The following is a 20,105-nucleotide window of genomic DNA, read 5'->3' on the forward strand; positions in this document are numbered from 1 at the left end:
ATAGACAAGTACCGTTGCAAAACAGGCCCGTCACCCTACTGTAGTGCGGGGAACAGGCGGGAAATTCAAGTGACACAATCTCTTCCGAGGATCATCAGCGGCGTAGACGGCCTTGATCAGATATTGGGCGGCGGCTTTGTCGAAGGCGCGTCCTACATTGTTCAAGGTCAACCTGGGGCGGGCAAGACCATCCTGGCCAACCAAGTGGCGTTTGCGAACGTCGGGGCAGGACGCAAAGTCTTGTACATAACGCTCTTGGCGGAGACCCACGATAGGCTCTTCCAGGTGCTGGGGACGCTGGATTTCTTCGACCGCAATCAGCTCGGAGTGACCATATCCTATGTGAGCGTGTTTCAGACGCTTCGTGACAGTGGACTGTCTGCTGTGGTCGAACTGGTGCGCAAGGAGATCGCCCGCCAAGGTGCGACGCTGCTGGTGTTCGACGGACTGCTGAATGCCAGAGACCGGGCAGACTCCCCGCTTGATGTTAAGACTTTTGTCGCGGAAATTCAGAGCCAGGCAGCCTTCGTAGGATGCAGCGTGCTCTTCCTGACCAGCACCAGGTTCGCGGACGACAGCCCAGAACACACGATGGTTGATGGTGTCATCGAACTCCACGAGGAAGTCCCGGGGGTACGTTCGGTCAGGCGGCTTCAGGTGAAGAAGTCCAGAGGGAGCCCGGCGCTGGGAGGGCTCCACCAATTTGAGATTACATCATCCGGCGTGACCGCTTACCCTCGTCTTGAGGCGGTTCTACGAAGTCCATCTACCCAGGATGAGCCTTCGTTGGCGGCAGTAGCTTCAGGTGTCGAAGGACTGGATGAACTGCTGGGCGGCGGGCTGCCAGCAAGTTCAGTTACCTTGGTGTTCGGACCTTCTGGAGCAGGCAAGACCGCCATCGGCGTCAGCTTCCTGGCCAAGGCCAACAGAGATGAACCGGCACTTCATTTCGGGTTCTATGAGACCCCCACCCGCCTCCGGGCAAAGGCTAGGGCGCTGGGAGTGGACATTGACGGTCCTATTGACGCGGGTGATCTGGAAATCATTTGGGAGCCAATGACGGAGAACCTGCTGGACAAGCTGGGGCACCAGCTTCTTCAGGCGGTCAGACGGCGCAAGGTGAAGAGGCTTTTCCTTGACGGCTTGGGTGGCTTTCAACGTGCGGCCGTACATCAGGCGCGTATGACCGAGTTCTTCTCTGCTCTGACCAACGAGCTACGAGCACTCGGAGTCACGACGATAGCCACCTGGGAACTCCGCGACCTGTTTGGGCCGACGCTGACGGCGCCGGGATCGGAACTATCCAGCCTGATCGACAATCTTGTCATGCTACGGCACATCGAGGCGGAGTCTCGATACACGAAGGCGCTGTCAGTGTTGAAGGTCAGAGACAGCGCCTTTGATCCGGCCATCCACGAGGTGAGCTTCGGGAACACCGGGATAAGGATCGATGTTCCGCTTCCACCGGTCGCAAACGCCGCTACGGGACTGGCAACGCCCCTTTCAACATGACCGTGTCATATCGAGGAAACGAGAGCATCTGACATGGCCTTGATCGTAATCGCGGAAGATGAGTTTCTGATAGCAGATGTTTTGAGCATCATGCTTGAGGACGCTGGCCACCAGGTGGCAGCCGCACCGCATGGCGCCGCAGCGCTTTCGCTCGTCAAGGAGAAGCGCCCCGACCTAGTGATCACCGACTTCATGATGCCCCTTATGACAGGATTGGAATTGGCACAGGCCTTGCGGGCAGATGAGACGCTATCAGCCATACCGATCATCCTGGTGAGTGGCGCACAGGCAAGCATCGGACGAGCACATCCTGACATGTTCGATGCCGTGCTGGACAAGCCCTACGACGAGACACGCCTCCTAAATGCGGTAGAGGGCGCTTTGGCGGGAAGGTCTACGGTGTGATCGAAAGGTTCTCTGAAGGTGCAGCCAGGCCGCTGAGTTGCTTGGGAACCGTTATCACCAATTGGGCTGCGGCTTTACGCTAGCGTTTGCGGACACTGCTAATCCTCGACAGTTTGAAGCTGGCAAGCGGCTCCTTTCTCCTGATCAGCCGTTCAGGCTAAAGCGTTGGCGAGCCTGTGAATCTCGCGTGGAGAGGAAGTTTCCACGAAGGGTCGCCGGTTCGAGTCGGTTCAAGGCGGTGCACTCGTATGCAACTGCTGCGAAGTCTCATCTATCTGCTAACTACGACGTTCCGAAGCTACCGCCTACTTGTTGGTTTTCGTCCTGGCAGAAGCGGGGCCGGTGGAGCCTCTCCGTGAGCAGGTATCTCGAAGAATTCCGCGACATCAGCTGAAAGCGCCTCGGCCAATCGGTGCAGAAGATCGACAGATGCATTGTGCTTAGCACGCTCAATATCGCTGATCACCGTCCGATCTACGCTAGCGTCTACCGCCAGTTGCTCCTGCGTAATTTTCTGCGCGGAACGAAGGCGTCGAAGATTCCAGGCAATACGGGCGCGAGTGTCCATTGGTCATGGCCACCATCTTGCCTCGCTTTAATCCATGGGATATATCCGACATAATGACTTCTTGGCCTTCTCAGGATCCAGTGATCTGTAACGGAAGAATAAGCGCTGATGGAACTACGCCAGCTCTCATACTTCGTGGCCGTAGCTGAGGAGCTGCATTTCGGTCGGGCTGCAGCACGCATGTGTATCGCCCAGCCGGCGCTGAGCACGCAGGTGCAGGCGCTGGAGAAGCATCTGGGGGTGCAGCTTCTTCATCGCACCACACGGCGCGTGGAGCTGACGCGGGCAGGGGAGGTCTTCTACGATCGCTGCATCAGGATCCTTGGCGATATCAAGCTGTCGTCCGAAATGGCGCGTTCGGCCGACGGCAAGGGAGCGCGTGAGATCCGCATCGGGACGATCTATCCTGCCACCATCGGCGTCTTGCCGACGTTTCTGTCACGCATCGCCAGGAAGTGCCCCGGCATCCGTATGCATATTGCCAGTGGCTCCACCGGCGACATCATCCGCAGTATCGAGGCGGGTCAGCTCAACCTCGGCTTCATCCGGCCGGTTGAGGCCATCGGCTCGCTGAGGTTCTTTTCGATCTCCCATGAGCGCTATCTGCTGGCGGTCTGCAGGAACAGTCCACTTGCGGCACTTGAGGAGGTCGGCATTGAGGATCTCCGCGATCAGAAGATCATCTCTTTCTCGCGCTCCAATCTCTCCTATACGGAGCAGTATTTTGCGGAGAAATTCGAGGAGCATGATCTGGCTGGCAATGTCAGCTACACCTGCGACGACACCTTTTCGCTCGTGTCGCTGGTGTCTGCCGGCCTTGGCGTCGGCTTCGCGCCGGAGTGGACGCGGGATCTTCCCGATCGCAACTTCGAACTGAAGAAGGTGAGGGGCGTCGACTTCAAGATCGGGCTCGGTGTCGCCTGGAACAAGGAGGATCCCACCGCAGGCCGGGACGATATCATCGATATTGCACGCTCGCTGGCGCGGCCAATGGCAAGGGCTCACGCGTCACCGGAACTGGTGCCTCAATAATCACGCTTGTCTGGAAGGCAGATTAGGCAGGAAGCCTTATATCCTGTCGATCACTACCGCATCACACCATTTTCAATCCAATACTGGCGATGGATCGGCAGCCAGCCCACCCATGAGCACGTCGCTGCGGAGGAGGGTTCCATGTCCGGTATTGGAAGAGGGGGAGAAACAGGCGGCCTCGACGAGATCGACATCATCCGGTCCGCATCCGAACGTGTCGCAGCCAATCCTGATGGAGCATCAGACCTGGAGCACGACATGATCCTGCGCATTGTCTCGCTACTATATGAGGCTGGAATGGTAGATCCACAAAAGCTCGCTGACGCGGCGTTTCTGCTTGGCAGCAGCAAGCTTTTCACCGGCATGCTTTGATCTCCGAATTCGTCGCATCAGCGGGGCGCGCGTTATCATCAGGTCGGGATGTCAATGCGCGCGCGGCGTGCGACGTGAGCCTTGGGGAGCAGCAGTTCGGGATGGTTGCCCGACGAGGTGGATGATGGAGTAGGTTGAGCACCACTTGGCCAACCTTACTCGTAGCCGACAATGCCTGCCGTCTTCATCGCCGCGATCTCGTCGGCGCCGTATCCAGCTTCTGCCAGGACCTCGGCAGTATGCGCTCCGAGCGGCGGAGCGGGCCGGGTAACGCGGCACGGGGTTTCGGTGAGCTTGACCGGGAAGCCCAGCATCGGCACGTTCCCATGCCCAGGATGCTCAACCTCGATCACCATGTCCTGCGCCTTAACCTGCGGGTCGCTGAGGGCTTCCGCCAGATCCTGCACCCGTCCGCAAGGCACGCCCGCCGCGTTGAGCCTGGTGATCCAGGTCTCCTGGGATCCCATTCGGGTGCGCGCGTTCAGCAGGGCATTGAGTTCGCCACGTCGGGCAAAGCGCTTGTCATTGGTGTTGTATCGTTCGTCATCCATCAGCGCTCCAAGTTCCAGGACATCGAGAAAGCGCTTCAGGATGACGTCGTTGGAGGGTGCCACGGCAATCTCGCCATCGGCCGTCTGAAAAAGACCATAAGGGGCGACCAGCGGATGGTCGTTTCCGGTGCGTTCCGGGTTCTTCCCTGTCGCGAACAATTCCGTCGCAAGATAGGCCATCATCGAGACCGCGCTCATCATCATGGCAGTCTCGACGTGCTGGCCGCGACCGTTGAGATCGCGCGCCCTCAGGGCACTGACGATGCCAAAGGCACAGTAGAGCCCGGCCAGGAGGTCGGTGATCGGCTGGGCAACACGCATCGGCTCCTCTCCTTCCCTGCCGTTGACGCTCATTAGCCCGCTCATCGCCTGGGCGATGAAGTCAAAGGCAGGACGATCGACATAAGGGCCCGCGCTGCCGAAGCCGTTGATATTGGCGGTGACGAGCCGTGGATTGAGCTGTGCCAGCCGCGCCTTGTCAAACCCCATCTGCGCCAGGACGCCGGGCCTAAAATTGTCGATCAGAACATCCGCTGTCTCGATCAGCCGGGACAGGACGTCACGGCCTTCAGCGCGGTAGAGATCGATGACCACTGAGCGCTTGTTGCGGTTGAAAGAGGCATAGTACCACGACAGCCCGTCCCTTAGTGCGCCCTGTTGGCGGATCGGATCCCCCTTGTCGGGCTCCACCTTCACGACATCGGCGCCCATATCACCAAGCAACATCGAGCAAAAAGGCCCCGACAAAACCCGCGTCAGGTCGATCACCCGGACACCCGCCAGCGGTGCTTTCAGGCCGGCTGCATCGAAGTCGTGTTTTAGGCTGCCCTCCTCAACCATTTGCGGTCCTGACGGAATCCATCGGGTGCAGGTCGAGACGGTGGCCAGCTTTCATCACCTGCCCAGGCAATGACCGGCCGATCACGCCTTCAATGCGCCTGGAAACCTCGATCAGCTTCTTTAGGTCGATACCAGTCTCGATACCGCATTCATCAAGCATGTAGACAAGATCCTCCGTACAGATATTGCCCGTCGCCCGTGGCACAAATGGGCAACCGCCAAGCCCACCGACGCTCGCTTCAAAACGCGTAACGCCCTCCATCAAGCCGGCGTAGACGCACACAAGCCCTTGGCCCCGGGTGTTGTGGAAGTGAAGCGCAATATCGGCCTCCGGCACGTGAGTCTTCAGCGCCTGGACCCGCTCGGCCACGAGCGGGGGCGTGGCCATGCCGGTGGTATCGCCAAGCGACAGCTTGGTGATCCCCATATCCCGGTAGGCCCGAGCGATCCTGACCACCTCGCCGACGGGAACGTCACCCTCGAAGGGGCAGCCAAAGGATGTGGCAATCGCTCCATAGACATCGATTCCGGCAGCTTCTGCTGTCCTGCAGATGTCTTTGAACCCGGCCAACGACCCGTCGCGCGTGCGGTTCACGTTCTTCAGGTTGTGGCTCTCGGACGCCGACATGAAGACGACCATGGCATCAACCCCAGCCTCGATGGCGCGCTCGGCCCCCCTCTCATTGGGAACGAGCGCCGTCAGCACTACGCCGCGGCTTCGATCGATACCCTTCAGCACGTCTGCCGCGTCGCGCAGCTGCGGCACGGCGCGGGGTGAAACGAAAGATGTCACTTCAAGATGACGGACGCCTGCGTCGATCAAGCCGTTGACCAGGGCAATTTTATCTTGCGGCGAAACATAGGCGGGCTCCGACTGCAAGCCGTCCCGCGGTCCGACATCAATGACGCTGACTTTCTCCGGGAGACCACGATCTCGTCTGAACCTGCTCTCGTACATAATCGCCTCCCGCGTGGATTGCATTGGTCGACCACTTTGGTATACCGTCGCCGGGTGGAGGGTCAATGGCACAGGTGCTGAGACAGAGAAGCGGGGCGATGGCTGAGGCAACCGGCGAAGCCGAACGCTCGCTCGGGCACAGGGTCATGGTGGATATCCGCTCGCAGATCCTGACGCTCACCCTTGCGCCGGGTGAACCGATCACGGAACGGTTCCTGGAAGCCCAACACGGCGTGTCTCGCACCATCATCCGCCAGGCGCTCACCGAACTGATCCGCGACGGCTTTGTCATCAAGGGCGAGCGCGGCTATGCCGTTGCGCCCTTCGATCTGAGGCAGCTTGACGAGATCTTCGAGTACCGGGAAGTAGTCGAGGATGCCGCCATCCGCCTGGCCTGCGCACGGGCGGCCCCTGAAGACCTTGACGCAATCCGCGTCTCGATCGACCGCGGGCTGACCGATTTTACGCCGGACGCATGGTTCGAGATCGGCCTGGACGTCCATGTGCAGCTCGCTGCGCTTTCCGAAAACCGGTTCATGCGCGATGCCGTGCAGGACGCCGTCAACCGGACCATGCGGGCGCGCTGGCTTGTTGCCAGTTGCGCTGAAATGCGTGCTGTCGCCCACCGTGAACATTGTGAAATCGTCGAATTGGTGCGCGAGCGCCGCGCAGAGGACGCGGCCAATGCCGTGCGCGCCCATGCCCGCGACGTCCGCCAGCAGATCGTCCAGGCGCTGGAGGATGCGCGCCGCCTCTTGGGCGCGCGTGGGTTTGCCGGCGAACCAAAGAGCCCCGTAAAGCCAAACCAGGTTGGGAGGGTGAGGGCATAAGGACCCGGGTTCAACGGGTTGGAGGCTCGTTGTTCCTAGTTGGCGCGGACACGTCAGGGGCTGAAGCAGGAAACAACCATTCAGGGAGGAGTGCAGTAATGAGGAAATTGACCAAACTCTTAAGCCTTGGCGCTTTGGCGCTGTCGCTTTCAGTCGGCTCGTCGGCAGCTGAGGAATGCATAGCGCCGGCAGATCCGGGCGGTGGCTGGGACTTCACATGCCGCACCGTCGGCAAGCTTCTTTATGATCTCAAACTCGTGGAGAACCCGGTCCAGATTACCAACATGCCGGGCGGCGTCGGCGCCGTGGCATGGGCAAATGTTGCGTCGAAGCGCAATGATGATGGATCTCTCCTGGTCGCGACGTCCACGGTCGGCATCACTCAGATCGCACAGGGCCGTTTTCCTGCCGGCACCGATGCCATGCGTTGGCTTGCCATGCTTGGGACGGATGTCGGTGTCATCGTGGTGCCGGCGGACTCTGAGTTCAAGACGCTGAAAGACCTGACCGACGCCATGAGCGAGGATCCAGCATCGGTGACGGCGGCGGGCTCTTCGGGTGCCGGCGGCTGGGATCACATCCGTCTTTTGATGGTGGCAAAGGCCGCCGGTCTGTCCGGTGACGACTACAAGGGTATCCGCTGGGTCCAGTTCGATGGCGGCAGCCCGGCCGTAACGCAGATGCTGGGCGGTCAGGTGGATCTTGTGACGACGGATCTGGGTGAAATCGCAGGCTTTGTGGAATCGGGAGACATTCGCATCCTTGCCGCCCTGTCGGATGAACGCATCCCGGCATTCCCGGATGCACCAACGGCAGCGGAGCAGGGGCTTGATGTCACCGGTTACAACTGGCGAGGCTTCTACACCGGCGGGGACGTATCCGACGAGGACTACCAGCGCTGGGTTTCTACCTTGAACAAACTCTATGACAGCAAGGAGTGGAAAGCGGCGGCGGAAGGCAGCGGCCTTGTTCCCGTATGGCGCGGCGGCGAGGAGTTCGAGGCTTATGTGCTTGAACAGGCCGCACAGATGGAGGAAATCTCCCGCCAGATCGGCGTCATCAAGTGAGTGACCGCATTGCCGGCATTGTCATGCTGATCGTCTCGATTGCGTTCGGCATCACGGCAAGCAGCTATGAGGCAAGCTTTGGCGATCCTCTTGGCCCGGCTGCCTTGCCGGTCATGCTCTCGATACCGGCAGTGCTATTGAGCCTGTGCCTCGTCCTCAAACCGGATCCTGATCCGGTCTGGGTGACGGGCACGCCGCTCTTTCGTCAAATCGCCGCCGTGGTCCTGTTGATCGCCTATGCCCTGCTTCTCGATCCGCTCGGCTTCCTGCTCGCCACATTTGTCACCGTGACCCTGCTGGGGCGCATCCTGCTCAGCGGCTGGCTGAAATCGGCGCTCTCGGGGGTTCTGATGACCCTTGTTCTATTTGTCACCTTCGACACGCTGCTCGGATTGCCCCTGCGTGCCCTTCCCGCAGGTCTGGGCTAGCTCATGGAAACGATCGCGCTGCTTGGACAGGGTTTTGCCGTCGCCTTGACGCCGACGAACATGGCTCTCGCGATCTTTGGCTGTTTTGTCGGAACCATCATCGGCGCCTTGCCGGGTATCGGTCCTGTCAATGGCGTCGCAATCCTGATCCCGCTTGCCTTCTCTCTCGGCCTGGAACCTGTCTCCGCCCTCATCATGCTGTCTTGCATCTATTACGGCTGCATGTATGGCGGGCGCATCTCTTCCATCATGCTCAACATTCCGGGTGACGAGCCGGCGATCATGACGACGCTCGACGGTTATCCCATGGCGCAGCGTGGCAAGGCTGCAGAGGCACTTGCGATTTCGGCGCTGGCTTCATTCGTGGGCGCGACGTTCGCGACGGTGGGCCTGACCTTGTTTGCGCCACTTCTGGCCGGTGCTGCGATCTATTTCGGGCCGGCGGATTACTTTGCCCTTTATGTCATGGCCTTCGCGACCATTGGCGGCATTACCGGCGTCAATCCTATCAAAACCCTGCTTGCGGCGATGATAGGATTGATGATTGCCAGCGTAGGTCTTGATCCGGCAACAGGGACGGCGCGCTTCACCTTCGGCTCTTACCACCTGTATGACGGTTTCAATCCGATCGTGGCGATCGTCGGTCTGTTTGCAATCAGCGAAGTGCTTTTCTACCTGGAAACCATGCATATGTCGGACGGCAAGATGGTGCCGCTCGGCCGTGCGGTTCCAAAGCTGCGCGACATCGCCGTTGGCGGCTGGGCGCATTTGAGAGGCTCCGTCATCGGCTTTATCTGCGGAATTCTTCCAGGTGCTGGCGCCTCGCTTGGCGCATTCATGTCTTACGTCGTGGAAAAGCGCGTCAGCAACAAGAACGGCACCTTCGGCCATGGCGACCCCAAAGGCATTGTCGCGCCCGAGGCAGGCAATAATGCCGCGTCGGGCGGCGCGCTGATCCCGATGCTGACACTTGGTGTTCCCGGCAGCGGGACCACCGCCGTCATGCTTGCGCTACTGATCTCCCTCAACGTCCAGCCGGGACCCCTGCTCTTTTCGCGCGAGCCTGAAATGGTGTGGGGCCTGATTGCATCGCTCTACATCGCCAATGTCGTGCTGTTGATCATGAACATCCCCATGGTCGGGCTGTTTACGCGAATGCTCGCCATGCCACAGTGGGTTTTGATGCCGTTTGTCGTGATGGTCAGCTTTCTTGGGATCTATTCGATCAGCAATTCCAGCTTCGACGTTCTCGTCATGATCGGCTTTGGCGTGCTGGGCTTTATACTGCGCAAACTCAATATCTCCCTGGTGCCGGTCATTCTCGGACTCCTCTTGGGGGCCGACATGGAGAATAACCTTCGTCGGGCTCTCTCCATCTCAGGCGGCGACCCGTCAATATTGGTGGCAAGCCCCATCGCCATCGGCCTTTACCTCGTAACCTTCGCAATCCTCGCCGCCGCCTTCTACATCGCGTTCAATACGAGGCGCGCGGAACGCAAACTGGGCGAGGATTAGCCGGGGCAGGCGGTGCGCCGGATCCGGAGCGATTTTACGGCTTGCGCATGCCCTTACCACCTCCCGCTTCCGAGCAGCGTTAGAGCTTTGGCAAATGACGTCCTGAGCATCTCACGGTCCAGCGTCAGGTCAGCGACGATCCTCTTGGGTCGCCCATTCTCGTCCGCGCTTTGCTTCTCTCGTTGATGCTTTCAAAGACGGATGCCCTTGATCCCGCTAGTGATCCTCGCGTGAAGCAAGTCCCGATTGAAGCCCGTCAGCTTTTCCATTCGAGAGTTGGGCAACGGCCTTGTCGAGCGCTGCAAGACCTTTCTGTAAGGCCGCCAGATCTGCCTCTGGCATGGCGCAAAGAATCTCGTCCGCACGCGCGGCCACACCGGAAAAGGCGGCTTTGAACAGGGCGCTTCCACTGTCCGTGATGCTATATTGTCGCAAGCGGCGGTCGGTGCTGAGAATTTCGCGCGTGATCAGTTTTTTCGCTTCTAGACGCGTCGCGGCGCGGCTGACCTGCACCTTGTCCAGGGAGGTGCGCTGCGATATCTGCAGTGAGTTAAGCGAACCGGCATCCTCCAGCAGAAACAGCAGCCGCCATTCCTCCCGGGAAAGGCCATGCTCGCGCCCATAGACTTCAACGAGCTGACGCGAGAAGGCTTCGGCAATGACGGCGAGGCGGTAGGGGAAGAAGGTCTCTATGCGCATGGCGGCCCTCTGTTGGTGGCGGTTCTCCTGATGCCCCCGCCGCCGTTCGCAGGCAAGCGGAAAGAGCGTCGGTTAGGCGACAAGATACAGTGACAGGATGGGCAGTCCGATGATGAGCGCCAGCCGGACGATGTCTGCTACCCAGAAAACGAAGACCCCGCGGAAGATCGTAGCCAGCGACACGTCCGGCAAGACGGAGCGTAAAACAAAGACGTTCATGCCGATGGGGGGCGTTATCAGGCTTATTTCGGTCACCACCACCACGATGATCGCAAACCAGATCAGCACCATGTCCGGGTCCTGAAGGATCTGCAGCCCGAAATCCAGATCCGCAACCAGCGGGTAAAAGACGGGGATCGTCAGCAGGATCATCGACAGGCTCTCGAGAAAGCATCCCAGGATGAGATAGATCGCGACGATGACCAGCAGGACCACCCAGGGCGACAAGCCGAGAGTACCGACGATGTCGGACAGTGTGTCCGGCAGACCAGCAAAGGTGATGAAGTTGCCAAAGATCTCGGCTCCGATGATGATGGCGAAGATCATGGCTGATGCGGTGGCACTGTCCAGAAACGCGATCCAGAGCGCCTGCCGGCTTAGACCGCCGGTCACAAGGGCAATGAGCAAAGCTGCGGCGGCGCCCATGCCGGCGGCCTCTATAGGCGTGAAGAACCCGCCATAAATGCCGCTCATGATGAAGACGAACAGCCCCAGCACCGCGAACACGCTGACCGCGTCCCGACGGCTCAAGGGATGAGGTTCCGCCACCTTGGGCGCCAGGTCCGGCTTCAGGCGCACGGCGACAATAACGGCAAGCAGGTAGCCGATGATGCCCAGGATGCCGGGAATAATGCCCGCCAGGAACAGCTTGCCGATGTCGGCTTCGGTCAACAGGCCAAAGATGATCAGCACCACTGAGGGCGGGATCAGGATACCAAGCGTACCGCCCGCCGCAATCGATCCGGTGGCTAGGCTGTCTGAGTAGCCAAACCGACGCATGGACGGCATTGTTACCTTGGACATGATCGCGGCTGTCGCCAGAGACGACCCGCAGACGGCCGAAAAGCCACCACAGGATAGCACCGTCGCCATTGCAAGGCCACCGCGCATGCGTCCGAAGACCCGGTCCGCGGCCGCGAATAGACCCTGCGCGATGCCGGAACCGGCCAGCACGTTGCCCATGAAGATGAATAACGGCACGACCGAAAGCGAATAGTTCAGGCCGGTTTCGAAGACGGCGTTGCCGACCATCGCCCCGGCCGGCCCCCAGCCGCGCATGATGGCAAAGCCAACTCCCCCGACGAGGGCCATGGCAAAAGCAATGGGCACGCGGGCAAAGACCAGGATCAGCAGAAGAGCCAACGCGATCAGCGACAGGGTCATGGCTCTCTCCGCGCAAACAGCATGATAACAGCGGAGAGGGCGCAGCTTGCCGCCCCCACGAACGCCAAGGGTGCCATCGGCAGCGCAAGGGACGCGCTGCGCGTCCCTTCGTGTAGCTGCGCCGTGCCGATCAGCGCCAGCCGCCAGGCGAAGTAACCAAGGGCGAGGGCCGAGATCAGCCCCGCCAGCCGGCCCAAGAGGCGCTGTACGCCAATTGGCATAAGGTGTAGCGCCAGGTCGACCTCGACATGCCCGCCGTCTGCCGTCGTCAGCGGCAGCGCGACAAAGACCAGCGCACCGAGCAGCATCTGCGTCAGCTCATAGGCGCCGCCAAAGGGACGGTTCATCAAATAGCGGCCCACAACGTCGACGCAGGTCACCCCGATCAGCAGCGCGATCAGCAGCGCGGCGACGCCGGCCAGGGCGCGATACCACCCGGTCTGCCGGTGGGGTGTCCGGCCCGGAATCATGTGCCGAGCGGGCTCTTGTGAAACCGGGCCGGGACGGGTCATTCCGCCTGAACCCCCGTCATCTCGCGGAACTGGGCAAGGGCGGCTATGCCGTCATAGTCACCCAGACCTTCCGACCAGGCCTTCTCCAGCTGGGATGCCGCGTCGCGCAGGGCGGCGACAACCTCGGGGCTTGCCTCGTGGAAGTCGACTTTATCACCGACCTCTTCCTTGGCGGCAGTGTCGGCATCATTCCATGCCTGCCCCACACGTTGGGCGAAGGCCTCGCCAGAGATGTTGTCAATGGCGGCACGATCCTCTTCCGAAAGGCTGTTCCACTTGGCCTCGTTGATCACAAAGAACCAGGTCGTATTGTAGATGCCGCCGGGAACCGTCATCGAATACTTGATGTAGTCGGTTAGGTTGAAGGCGGTCATGGCTTCATAGGTGAAGGCCACACCGTCGATCACGCCTCGCGACAATTTCTCGTAAACCTCGGGTGAGGACATGAAGAGCGGAGTTGCGCCAAGCGTCGAGACCAGTTCTCCAACATAACCACCCGGGACGCGGATCTTGAGGCCCCCCATGTCGGCTGGGGCTTCGATCTTGCGGACGTTGTTGTGCAACAGGCCAGGCCCGTGCATGAACAGGCCTAGAATATGTGTACCCGCATGTTCCTCGGCCGCGTCCAGCTCGCCGCCGTAGATCGACCAGTAGGCCTTCGAGTTGGCAATGGCATCGTCACCGAGGAAGCTGAACTGGCCTAGCTGGGCGCGGTTGAAGCGGTCATCTTCGGTGAAAGAGTGCAGACCATAGGTGATGTCAGCGACACCATCGCGGGCCATGTCGAAATGTGCCGGGGGGCTGCCAAGCGGCTTGCCCATGATGCGCACACTCACGCGGCCGTCGGTAACACGCTCGACCTCTTCGGCCCAAGGCTCGAAGGCGTTCACGACTATGGGGTGCTTGGGCGGAAGCCAGGACGACATGATCAGCTCTTGAGCTGCCAAGGGCGTCGTGGACAAAATCAAGCCTGCAAGGGCCAACCGTAACGATCTCATGCTTTCTCTCCCTGAATAGCCTTCGCCTCCTGCGAAGGGTCGAATTGATCTGGATGGGCGGCCGCGAAGGCCGGATGCGTGGAGCAGGTGCGCGCCACGGCCGAGATGCGAGGCAGGTGCGCGACGCTGACATCCCACCGATGGGCGTTGTAAAGCTGCGGTATAAGCGTGCAGTCGGCCATCGTCGGTAGGTCGCCATGACAGAAGCGTCCGGTGAAGCCGGAATCGTTCAACATCGTCTCGATCGCTTGCAGGCCGCCGGCGATGTTGTCCCGATTCCAGCCTGTGCGCGCCGTTTCGCCGGCAAGTGCGCCAACCCGTGCCAGCACCGCCAGGTTCGAGATCGGATGGATTTCGCAGGCGACGGCCAGCGACAGGGCGCGGACATGAGCTCGCGCGGCGGGGTTGGCCGGCAGCAGCGCCGGCTGCGGCCGGCTCTCCTCCAGATACTCGAGGATCGCTAGGGACTGCGTCAGGACCAGCCCGTCGATCTCCAGCGCCGGCACCAGCCCTTGCGGGTTGACCGAAAGATGCTTCGGGTGCCGGTGGTCCCCAGCCACCAGATCCACCGGCACCCGGTCAAAGCCGATGCCCTTGAGGTTCAGCGCGATCCGGACACGGTAGGAGGCGGAGGAGCGCCAGTAGTCGTGCAGGACTGGGCGTGGCGTCGTCACGGACATGGCGCTCTCACTCCTGCGCCGGAAGGATCTTGCCGATACAGGGGCCAAAGCCGATGCGGTAGCCATTGCCTTGCGCATAGCCATAGAGCGCGACCTCGTCGCCGTCCTCGATAAAGGTGCGCTCCGCTCCGCCGACCCGGACCGGGCTCTTGCCGCCTTGTGTCATCTCCAGCAGCGCCCCCGTCTGGTCCAGGGTCGGCCCCGAGATGGTGCCGGTCCCCAAAAGATCACCAACCCGCATCGGGCAGCCCGACACCGCGTGATGCGCCAGCTGCTGCGCCGACGAGTAGTACATCACGTTGTAGTTCGTCTGCGCCATCCTCGTGCCGTTCATGGTCCACCCGAGCGTCAGATCGTAGAAGCCAGGCCGATCCTCTTGCAGATAGGGCAGCAGAGGGTTGTCTCGCTCGGCCCCTGCGCTCCGAAACGGCTCCAGGGCCGCCTGCGTGACGATCCACGGGCTGATCGTCGTGCCGAGCGCCTTGGCTTGGAAGGGGCCAAGAGGCTGGTACTCCCAGGCTTGAATGTCGCGCGCCGACCAGTCGTTCAGAAGGACATAGCCGAAGATCATGTCCTCGGCATCTGCCACGCTGATCCGCTGGCCCATCTGGCTGTTGGCGCCGACAATGGCACCGAGTTCAAGCTCCAGGTCGAGCCGGCGGCTGGCGGTCCAGACAGGGCCGTTGTCGCCCTTGGCCTGGCCCATCGGGCGGTGGATCGGGGTGCCCGACACCACAACCGAGGAGGCGCGGCCATTGTAGCCGATAGGCATATGGGTCCATTGCGGGGGTAGTGCGTTGTCGGGGCCTCGAAACAGGACGCCGACGTTAAAGGCGTGGTTCTTGGAGGCGTAGAAGTCGGTAAATTCGCTCACCCGGATCGGCAGGTGCAGCGTGGCGTCGGCCATCGGCACCAGCGGCAGGCTGCGGTCGCCATCTTCGGCAAGCAAAGCCGTCATTTTGGCGCGGATGTCATCCCAGGTGCCGCGCCCTTGTTCGATGAAATCATTTAGAGCCGGCCGTCCAAATGCGCCCTGGGCGTCCAGCAGCCCCCGTGCCTCGCAGTCCCCCAGATCAAGGATCATGTCGCCAATCGCGACGCCGCAACGTGGTGCCTGGCCACCCACGGAGAACACGCCATAGGGCAGGTTCTGGATGGGGAAATCACAGGCAGCATCGTTTGCAGCAGCAACCCAGCTGCGTAAGGACGGGTCGGTCATTGGGTGCCTCTTCAAAAGTCTTCAACGCATCCGGGGGCTTCCCGAAAGGTTGCAGATGAAACTAACGGGGGATCGTTTCATTTGCAATAAATTTCTGGCTTGCATGCGTTCGCCGAAGTGCCAGACAAATTATCCCAGGATCAAGGTAAGCGGGCTTATGCCCGATTGGCCGCGGCGATGACTGATGTGCTGGTGCCGGAGTAAGTCAGTATGGCAGGAGCTGCGAACAGTGCTGTCTGACGGCCGCACGTTAGGTAAACGAATGGAGCGGCGCCGGCAGAGCCCGCACCGCTCGCCGCTCATTTCACGCCGGGCGTGCCGTCGAACTTCTTCTCCAGCTGGTTCCAGACATCGATATATTCCTCCTGCATCGGCGCCTCATGTGCAGCGAATTCAGTGAGGTGCTGCGGGAACCGCGTTTCGAACATGAAGGACATGGTGTTGTCGAGCTTTTCGGCTTTCAGCTCGGCGTTGCTGGCGCCCTCGAAGGCATCGCGGTCGGGGCCATGCGGCAGCATGCAGTTGTGCAGGCTGATGCCGCCCGGCTGGAAGCCCTTTGGTTTGGCGTCATAGATTCCATAGATGTTGCCCATCATCTCGGACATGATGTTCTTGTGATACCAGGGCGGGCGGAAGCTGTGCTCGGCCACCATCCAGCGCTCGCGGAACAGCACGAAGTCGATGTTGGCCGTGCCTTCTTGTCCCGAAGGTGCGGTCAAGACGGTGAAGATCGACGGGTCGGGGTGATCGAACAGGATCGCGCCGACGGGCGAGTAGGTCCGCAGGTCGTATTTGTAGGCGCAGTAGTTGCCGTGCCAGGCGACCACGTCCAGCGGGCTGTGGCCGATATGAGTCTCGTGGAACTGACCGCACCACTTGATGACGACGCGGCTCGGCACCTCACGGTCCTCGAAAGCCGCAACAGGACTCTTGAAGTCGCGCGGGTTGGCCATGCAGTTCGCCCCGATGGGGCCGCGGCCCGGCAGATCGAACTTTTGGCCGTAGTTCTCGCAGACAAAGCCACGCGCTGGACCCTCCAGCACCTCGACGCGGTAGACGAGGCCACGCGGGAGGATGGCGATCTCCTTCGGCTCGAGGTCGATGATACCCAGTTCGGTGCAAAAGCGCAGTCGGCCTTCCTGCGGGACGACCAGCAGTTCACTGTCGGCGGAAAAGAAGTACTCGTCCTCCATGGAGCGCGTGACCAGGTAGACATGGCTGGCCATCCCGACCTGGATGTTTACGTCGCCGGCCGTGGTGATGGTGCGCATTCCGGTGATCCAGGTTAGGTCTTCGTCCGGCACCGGGATCGGGTCCCACCGGTACTGGCCGAGGCTGGTCACGTTCGTCAGCACGTTCGGCGCGGTCTTCCAGCGCGGCACCTCGATGGGCGTGAAGCGACCCGTGTGGTGGACCGAGGGGCGGATGCGGTAGCACCAGGTCCGCTCGTTTTGGCCGCGCGGGGCGGTGAAGGCAGTGCCGGACAGCTGCTCGGCATAAAGCCCATAGTTGCATTTCTGCGGGCTGTTCTGGCCCTGCGGCAGCGCGCCCGGAAGAGCCTCGGTCTCGAAGTCATTGCCGAAACCTGGCATGTAGCCTTCGTGCGGGCCAGTTGATCCCGTAGCGCGGATCATTCCGCGGGGCAGGTCATAGGTCGTCACAGCGCTCCTCCTACAAACTCGTTGTCCTCGCAACATTCATAACGTTGCAAGTGCAACGGAGTCAATCTGTTGCACGTGCAACGGTTTTCTGATGATCTTTCTGCGAGGAGATCGCGATGTCATTCCAGCTGGACCAGTTTTTGCCCTACCGATTATCTATCGCAGCGGCCGAAATCAGCAGCCGCTTCGCCGCCCGCTACGCGGCCGAGGCAGGTCTCAGCATCCCCGAATGGCGCGTTCTGGCGCATCTTGGGCACTCCGGAGCTGTCAGCGTGCGCGACATCACGCAGCGGGTTCACCTCGACAAGTCGGTAGTCAGCCGCGCCGCGTCCCGACTGCAGGAGGCGGGCTATGTCGCCAAGTCCGGCCATGGCAAGGACCGTCGGCTGATCGTTCTACAGCTGACCTCGCAGGGCGAGGAGCTGATGAAGAGGCTCGCTCATGTCGCAGATGGCTTTCAAATGGATCTGCTCGCGCTGCTGGGTGAAGATGCCCAGGCTTTCAAGGCCGGTCTAACACGGCTTCTGGAGCGCTCCGACTGGTAACGACCTCAGGCACAATCCGGCAGAGAACGGGTCAGTCACCCATGCGGGGAGCAGAGGGCATCATCGGTCAACAGCGGCTTTGGTATGGGAAGAGGCTCGAGGTCCGCTTAGATGGTGCCACTCCGTTCCTTTCTTGAAGGCGCGCCAGAAGGCGACGGGCGATCATGGCGTTCGAGCTTGTCGGTTGCGGAGCTGGTGTGATGAGACAACTTCCAACGCCAATGCGAGACGCCCGCGGCGGCGAGGTGTCGTTGCAGGGTGCGTGGCGGCAGACCAGCCGCTTGCGATCAGGGCAGGTGGTGCAAGAGCGCTTGCCCAGATGCTGTCGCACCAGGCTGCGAACGCGTTGCCTCACATCGTTCTCCTTAGTCGGATATGACCAGCGTGGGCGACAGCTGGTTCGCAGAGATGGCAACGCAGGTCCCAGGGGAGGTGACAACCCTTCGCGTCGCCAGGAGCTGTCTCGCGGAGCCTGATCTGCAGGACAGGTGTAGTGCTGCCCTTGTCAGCGCATGATCGCCGCCAGAAGCTCATTTGACTTTTTTATCCCGAGCTTCTGGTATGCCCGCTGGCGGTAGGTGAGGACGGTGCTAACCCCCAGTACTAGCTCCTCACCGATCGCGCGGGCCGTTTGGCCGGTCAGGGTACGGGCGCAGATTTCGCGCTCCCGCACCGTAAGGATGGGGTGGGTCTGCGCCAGGCGCTGCTGCACCTGGGACAGGAGCGGCGCGGGAGCCTGGGCAAGGCGGGTCAACCCCGCCATCGCCAGTTGAGCCAGTGCGCCCAGTTGCGTCATGTCCGGCTCGGCGGCATCGCGGCGCTGGTAGAAAGACACAACGAGCGCATCATCCGCCCTGCACCAGCCAAAGCAAATCTTTTCGGCAAACTGCGGCCGGTCGAAGCAAAGCCTACGATAGGCGCCCAAGCTGATCGCTTCGGCGGGGATGCGGCAGACAAAGCCATTGCCTGGTCGTGTAGCATCCAGCGCTTGCGCCACCGGGTCGCTGTGGTGAAAGCGTCGAGCGTAGGCGCCAGCACGTTCGGCTACGTCTCCAAGATTGCTGGCAGAAGCCAGCACCTGCGGAGCACCGTGGCCGACACGATAGGCAAACAATTCTTCGATGCCAGCAGCGCTACGGGCGATCCCGAGAAGCCGGGTCGCGAACAGCTGACGGTCACACGTATCTAGAAGACCCACCGCCAGGTCCGGGTCGATCAATCCGAATTTGTGCAACTGGCGAACCCTTTGCTCATTTGCGCCGTAAGCGCGTTGTCCATAGACCTGATGACATACAGGCACGGTTCGTTTCAATAGAAATGGATTTAACTGTAGACGCTTGGGAGCGAGAGCATGAGCAAACCATTTGCCTCTTCGACCGATACCAAAGAAAAAACCGACACTTTTGAAATTATGGGTGAGGGTGTTTACGCCCTGACTGCGGAAGGCGACCCGAATGTTGGTGCTGTCGAGGGCGAGGACTTTGTCGTTGCCATCGAATCCCGCGCCACCCCCTCGGCCTCGCGTGACTGGCTGAAGATCCTGCGCGAGCAGACCGACAAGCCGATCCGCTACCTGGTCCTGACCCATTACCATGCTGTTCGCGTTCTGGGCGCCAGCGCCTTTGATGCGGGCGACATCATTATGTCCGGTGCTTCCCGTGATCTCGTGGCCGAGCGCGGCGAGCAGGACTGGAAAAGTGAGTTCGGCCGTATGCCGCGCCTGGCCAAGAACGCTGAAGAAGTTCCTGGCCTGACCTGGCCAACAATTACCTTTGATGCCGAATACGATATCGATCTGGGTGGCGACCGCGGCAAGCTGGAGCTGCGCTTTTTGGGCCGCGGCCATACGGGCGGCGATATTGCGGTCTGGCACGACAAGACCCGCACACTTTATGCCGGCGACCTGGTCGAGGCCAAAGCCGCGCTGTACACCGGTGACGCCTATCACTTCGAATGGGCCGGCAAGACGCTGGACAACGTCAAGGCCTATCAGGCCGAGAACCTGGTGGGCGGACGCGGCGCAGTGGCGCGCGGCGTGGCCGAGACCGATGCGGCGGTTGAGCAGACCCGCAAGTTCCTCAACGGCATGATCGAGAATGTTGGCCGCGTCCATAAGGCGAGCGGGTCCCTGCGTGAAGCCTTCGAAGCGACCCGCGATGCCTTGGCGCCCGAATTCGGGTCCTGGCCCATTTTCGAGCATTGCCTGCCCTTTGACGTCCAGCGCCTGTGGGACGAGTACGATGGGATCGAGCATCCGCGCATTTGGACGGCAGAGCGCGATCGCGAGGTTTGGGCAAAGCTTCAAGACTGACACGTGCGAGGGAGGACAT

21 protein-coding genes and 1 pseudogene are annotated in these 20,105 nt (G+C 60.9%); 10 read left to right on the plus strand and 12 right to left on the minus strand.

The genetic code is table 11. The annotated features are described in order from the left end of the window. Window positions 1-69: 69 nt before the first annotated feature. Window positions 70-1,512 carry an ATPase domain-containing protein gene (locus LXM96_RS18970; RefSeq protein ID WP_240000134.1) on the plus strand — a complete coding sequence of 481 codons (1,443 nt, stop codon included), beginning with the start codon at window positions 70-72 and terminating at the stop codon, window positions 1,510-1,512. A 33-nt stretch (window positions 1,513-1,545) separates the two neighbouring features. Then, window positions 1,546-1,917, plus strand: a complete 372-nt coding sequence (locus tag LXM96_RS18975; RefSeq protein WP_240000135.1) for a response regulator — start codon at window positions 1,546-1,548, stop codon at window positions 1,915-1,917. Between the two features lie 298 nt (window positions 1,918-2,215). Here LXM96_RS18975 and LXM96_RS18980 read toward each other — a convergent pair whose 3' ends face one another. Further along, on the minus strand, window positions 2,216-2,485 hold the full coding sequence (locus tag LXM96_RS18980; RefSeq protein WP_240000136.1) for a helix-turn-helix transcriptional regulator: 270 nt from the start codon (window positions 2,483-2,485) through the stop codon (window positions 2,216-2,218). A 108-nt stretch (window positions 2,486-2,593) separates the two neighbouring features. Here LXM96_RS18980 and LXM96_RS18985 point away from each other — a divergent pair, with 108 nt between their 5' ends. Beyond that, entirely contained in the window at window positions 2,594-3,517 is a 924-nt protein-coding gene (locus LXM96_RS18985; protein ID WP_240000137.1) for a LysR family transcriptional regulator, read from the plus strand. A 141-nt stretch (window positions 3,518-3,658) separates the two neighbouring features. Next, on the plus strand, window positions 3,659-3,889 hold the full coding sequence (locus tag LXM96_RS18990) for a hypothetical protein (RefSeq protein ID WP_240000138.1): 231 nt from the start codon (window positions 3,659-3,661) through the stop codon (window positions 3,887-3,889). Between the two features lie 155 nt (window positions 3,890-4,044). Here the strand turns inward: LXM96_RS18990 and LXM96_RS18995 are convergent, their stop codons facing one another. Beyond that, complete coding sequence (locus LXM96_RS18995) at window positions 4,045-5,280, minus strand: CaiB/BaiF CoA transferase family protein (protein ID WP_240000139.1); 1,236 nt, start codon at window positions 5,278-5,280, stop codon at window positions 4,045-4,047. Further along, window positions 5,273-6,238, minus strand: coding sequence for a hydroxymethylglutaryl-CoA lyase (locus tag LXM96_RS19000; protein WP_240000140.1), 966 nt, complete (start codon window positions 6,236-6,238; stop codon window positions 5,273-5,275). Before LXM96_RS19000 ends, LXM96_RS18995 begins: the two co-directional genes overlap by 8 nt. A gap of 98 nt (window positions 6,239-6,336) precedes the next feature. Between LXM96_RS19000 and LXM96_RS19005 the strand changes: the two genes are divergently transcribed. The 4 genes from LXM96_RS19005 (at window position 6,337) to LXM96_RS19020 (ending at window position 10,078) form a co-directional block, all read left to right on the plus strand. Then, window positions 6,337-7,068, plus strand: coding sequence for a GntR family transcriptional regulator (locus tag LXM96_RS19005; protein ID WP_240000141.1), 732 nt, complete (start codon window positions 6,337-6,339; stop codon window positions 7,066-7,068). A 98-nt stretch (window positions 7,069-7,166) separates the two neighbouring features. Continuing rightward, window positions 7,167-8,135 (plus strand): Bug family tripartite tricarboxylate transporter substrate binding protein, encoded by a 969-nt coding sequence (locus tag LXM96_RS19010; protein WP_240000142.1) that lies wholly within the window; start codon window positions 7,167-7,169, stop codon window positions 8,133-8,135. After that, window positions 8,132-8,563: a tripartite tricarboxylate transporter TctB family protein gene (locus LXM96_RS19015; protein WP_240000143.1), complete on the plus strand. Its 432-nt coding sequence runs from the start codon at window positions 8,132-8,134 to the stop codon at window positions 8,561-8,563. Before LXM96_RS19010 ends, LXM96_RS19015 begins: the two co-directional genes overlap by 4 nt. A 3-nt stretch (window positions 8,564-8,566) precedes the next feature. Next, entirely contained in the window at window positions 8,567-10,078 is a 1,512-nt protein-coding gene (locus LXM96_RS19020; protein WP_240000144.1) for a tripartite tricarboxylate transporter permease, read from the plus strand. 51 nt (window positions 10,079-10,129) lie between these two features. Here the strand turns inward: LXM96_RS19020 and LXM96_RS21920 are convergent. The 8 genes and pseudogenes from LXM96_RS21920 to hmgA form a co-directional block, all read right to left on the minus strand. After that, window positions 10,130-10,254, minus strand: a pseudogene (locus LXM96_RS21920) (IS3 family transposase); the annotation flags it as partial. Between the two features lie 40 nt (window positions 10,255-10,294). Next, window positions 10,295-10,777, minus strand: a complete 483-nt coding sequence (locus LXM96_RS19025) for a MarR family winged helix-turn-helix transcriptional regulator (protein WP_240000145.1) — start codon at window positions 10,775-10,777, stop codon at window positions 10,295-10,297. 72 nt (window positions 10,778-10,849) lie between these two features. Further along, window positions 10,850-12,160, minus strand: a complete 1,311-nt coding sequence (locus LXM96_RS19030) for a TRAP transporter large permease (RefSeq protein WP_240000146.1) — start codon at window positions 12,158-12,160, stop codon at window positions 10,850-10,852. Beyond that, window positions 12,157-12,672 carry a TRAP transporter small permease gene (locus LXM96_RS19035; protein WP_240000147.1) on the minus strand — a complete coding sequence of 172 codons (516 nt, stop codon included), beginning with the start codon at window positions 12,670-12,672 and terminating at the stop codon, window positions 12,157-12,159. Before LXM96_RS19035 ends, LXM96_RS19030 begins: the two co-directional genes overlap by 4 nt. Continuing rightward, entirely contained in the window at window positions 12,669-13,670 is a 1,002-nt protein-coding gene (locus LXM96_RS19040) for a TRAP transporter substrate-binding protein (RefSeq protein ID WP_240000148.1), read from the minus strand. Before LXM96_RS19040 ends, LXM96_RS19035 begins: the two co-directional genes overlap by 4 nt. Further along, window positions 13,667-14,350, minus strand: a complete 684-nt coding sequence (maiA, locus tag LXM96_RS19045) for a maleylacetoacetate isomerase (protein WP_240000149.1) — start codon at window positions 14,348-14,350, stop codon at window positions 13,667-13,669. Before maiA ends, LXM96_RS19040 begins: the two co-directional genes overlap by 4 nt. A gap of 7 nt (window positions 14,351-14,357) precedes the next feature. Next, window positions 14,358-15,569, minus strand: a complete 1,212-nt coding sequence (gene fahA / locus LXM96_RS19050; protein ID WP_240000150.1) for a fumarylacetoacetase — start codon at window positions 15,567-15,569, stop codon at window positions 14,358-14,360. Between the two features lie 299 nt (window positions 15,570-15,868). Then, the gene (gene hmgA, locus LXM96_RS19055; RefSeq protein WP_240000175.1) at window positions 15,869-17,203 is read right to left on the minus strand and encodes a homogentisate 1,2-dioxygenase; all 1,335 of its coding nucleotides are present in this window, start codon (window positions 17,201-17,203) and stop codon (window positions 15,869-15,871) included. A gap of 143 nt (window positions 17,204-17,346) precedes the next feature. Between hmgA and LXM96_RS19060 the strand changes: the two genes are divergently transcribed. Continuing rightward, window positions 17,347-17,775: a MarR family winged helix-turn-helix transcriptional regulator gene (locus LXM96_RS19060; RefSeq protein WP_240000151.1), complete on the plus strand. Its 429-nt coding sequence runs from the start codon at window positions 17,347-17,349 to the stop codon at window positions 17,773-17,775. Window positions 17,776-18,280: 505 nt separating this feature from the next. Here the strand turns inward: LXM96_RS19060 and LXM96_RS19065 are convergent. Beyond that, complete coding sequence (locus LXM96_RS19065) at window positions 18,281-19,009, minus strand: helix-turn-helix transcriptional regulator (RefSeq protein WP_240000152.1); 729 nt, start codon at window positions 19,007-19,009, stop codon at window positions 18,281-18,283. A 117-nt stretch (window positions 19,010-19,126) separates the two neighbouring features. Here LXM96_RS19065 and LXM96_RS19070 point away from each other — a divergent pair, with 117 nt between their 5' ends. Continuing rightward, on the plus strand, window positions 19,127-20,086 hold the full coding sequence (locus LXM96_RS19070) for an MBL fold metallo-hydrolase (protein ID WP_240000153.1): 960 nt from the start codon (window positions 19,127-19,129) through the stop codon (window positions 20,084-20,086). The last annotated feature ends 19 nt before the right edge of the window (window positions 20,087-20,105 follow it).

The organism is Rhizobium halophilum, from assembly GCF_021648825.1.
GTDB classification, from domain to species: domain Bacteria; phylum Pseudomonadota; class Alphaproteobacteria; order Rhizobiales; family Rhizobiaceae; genus Neorhizobium; species Neorhizobium halophilum.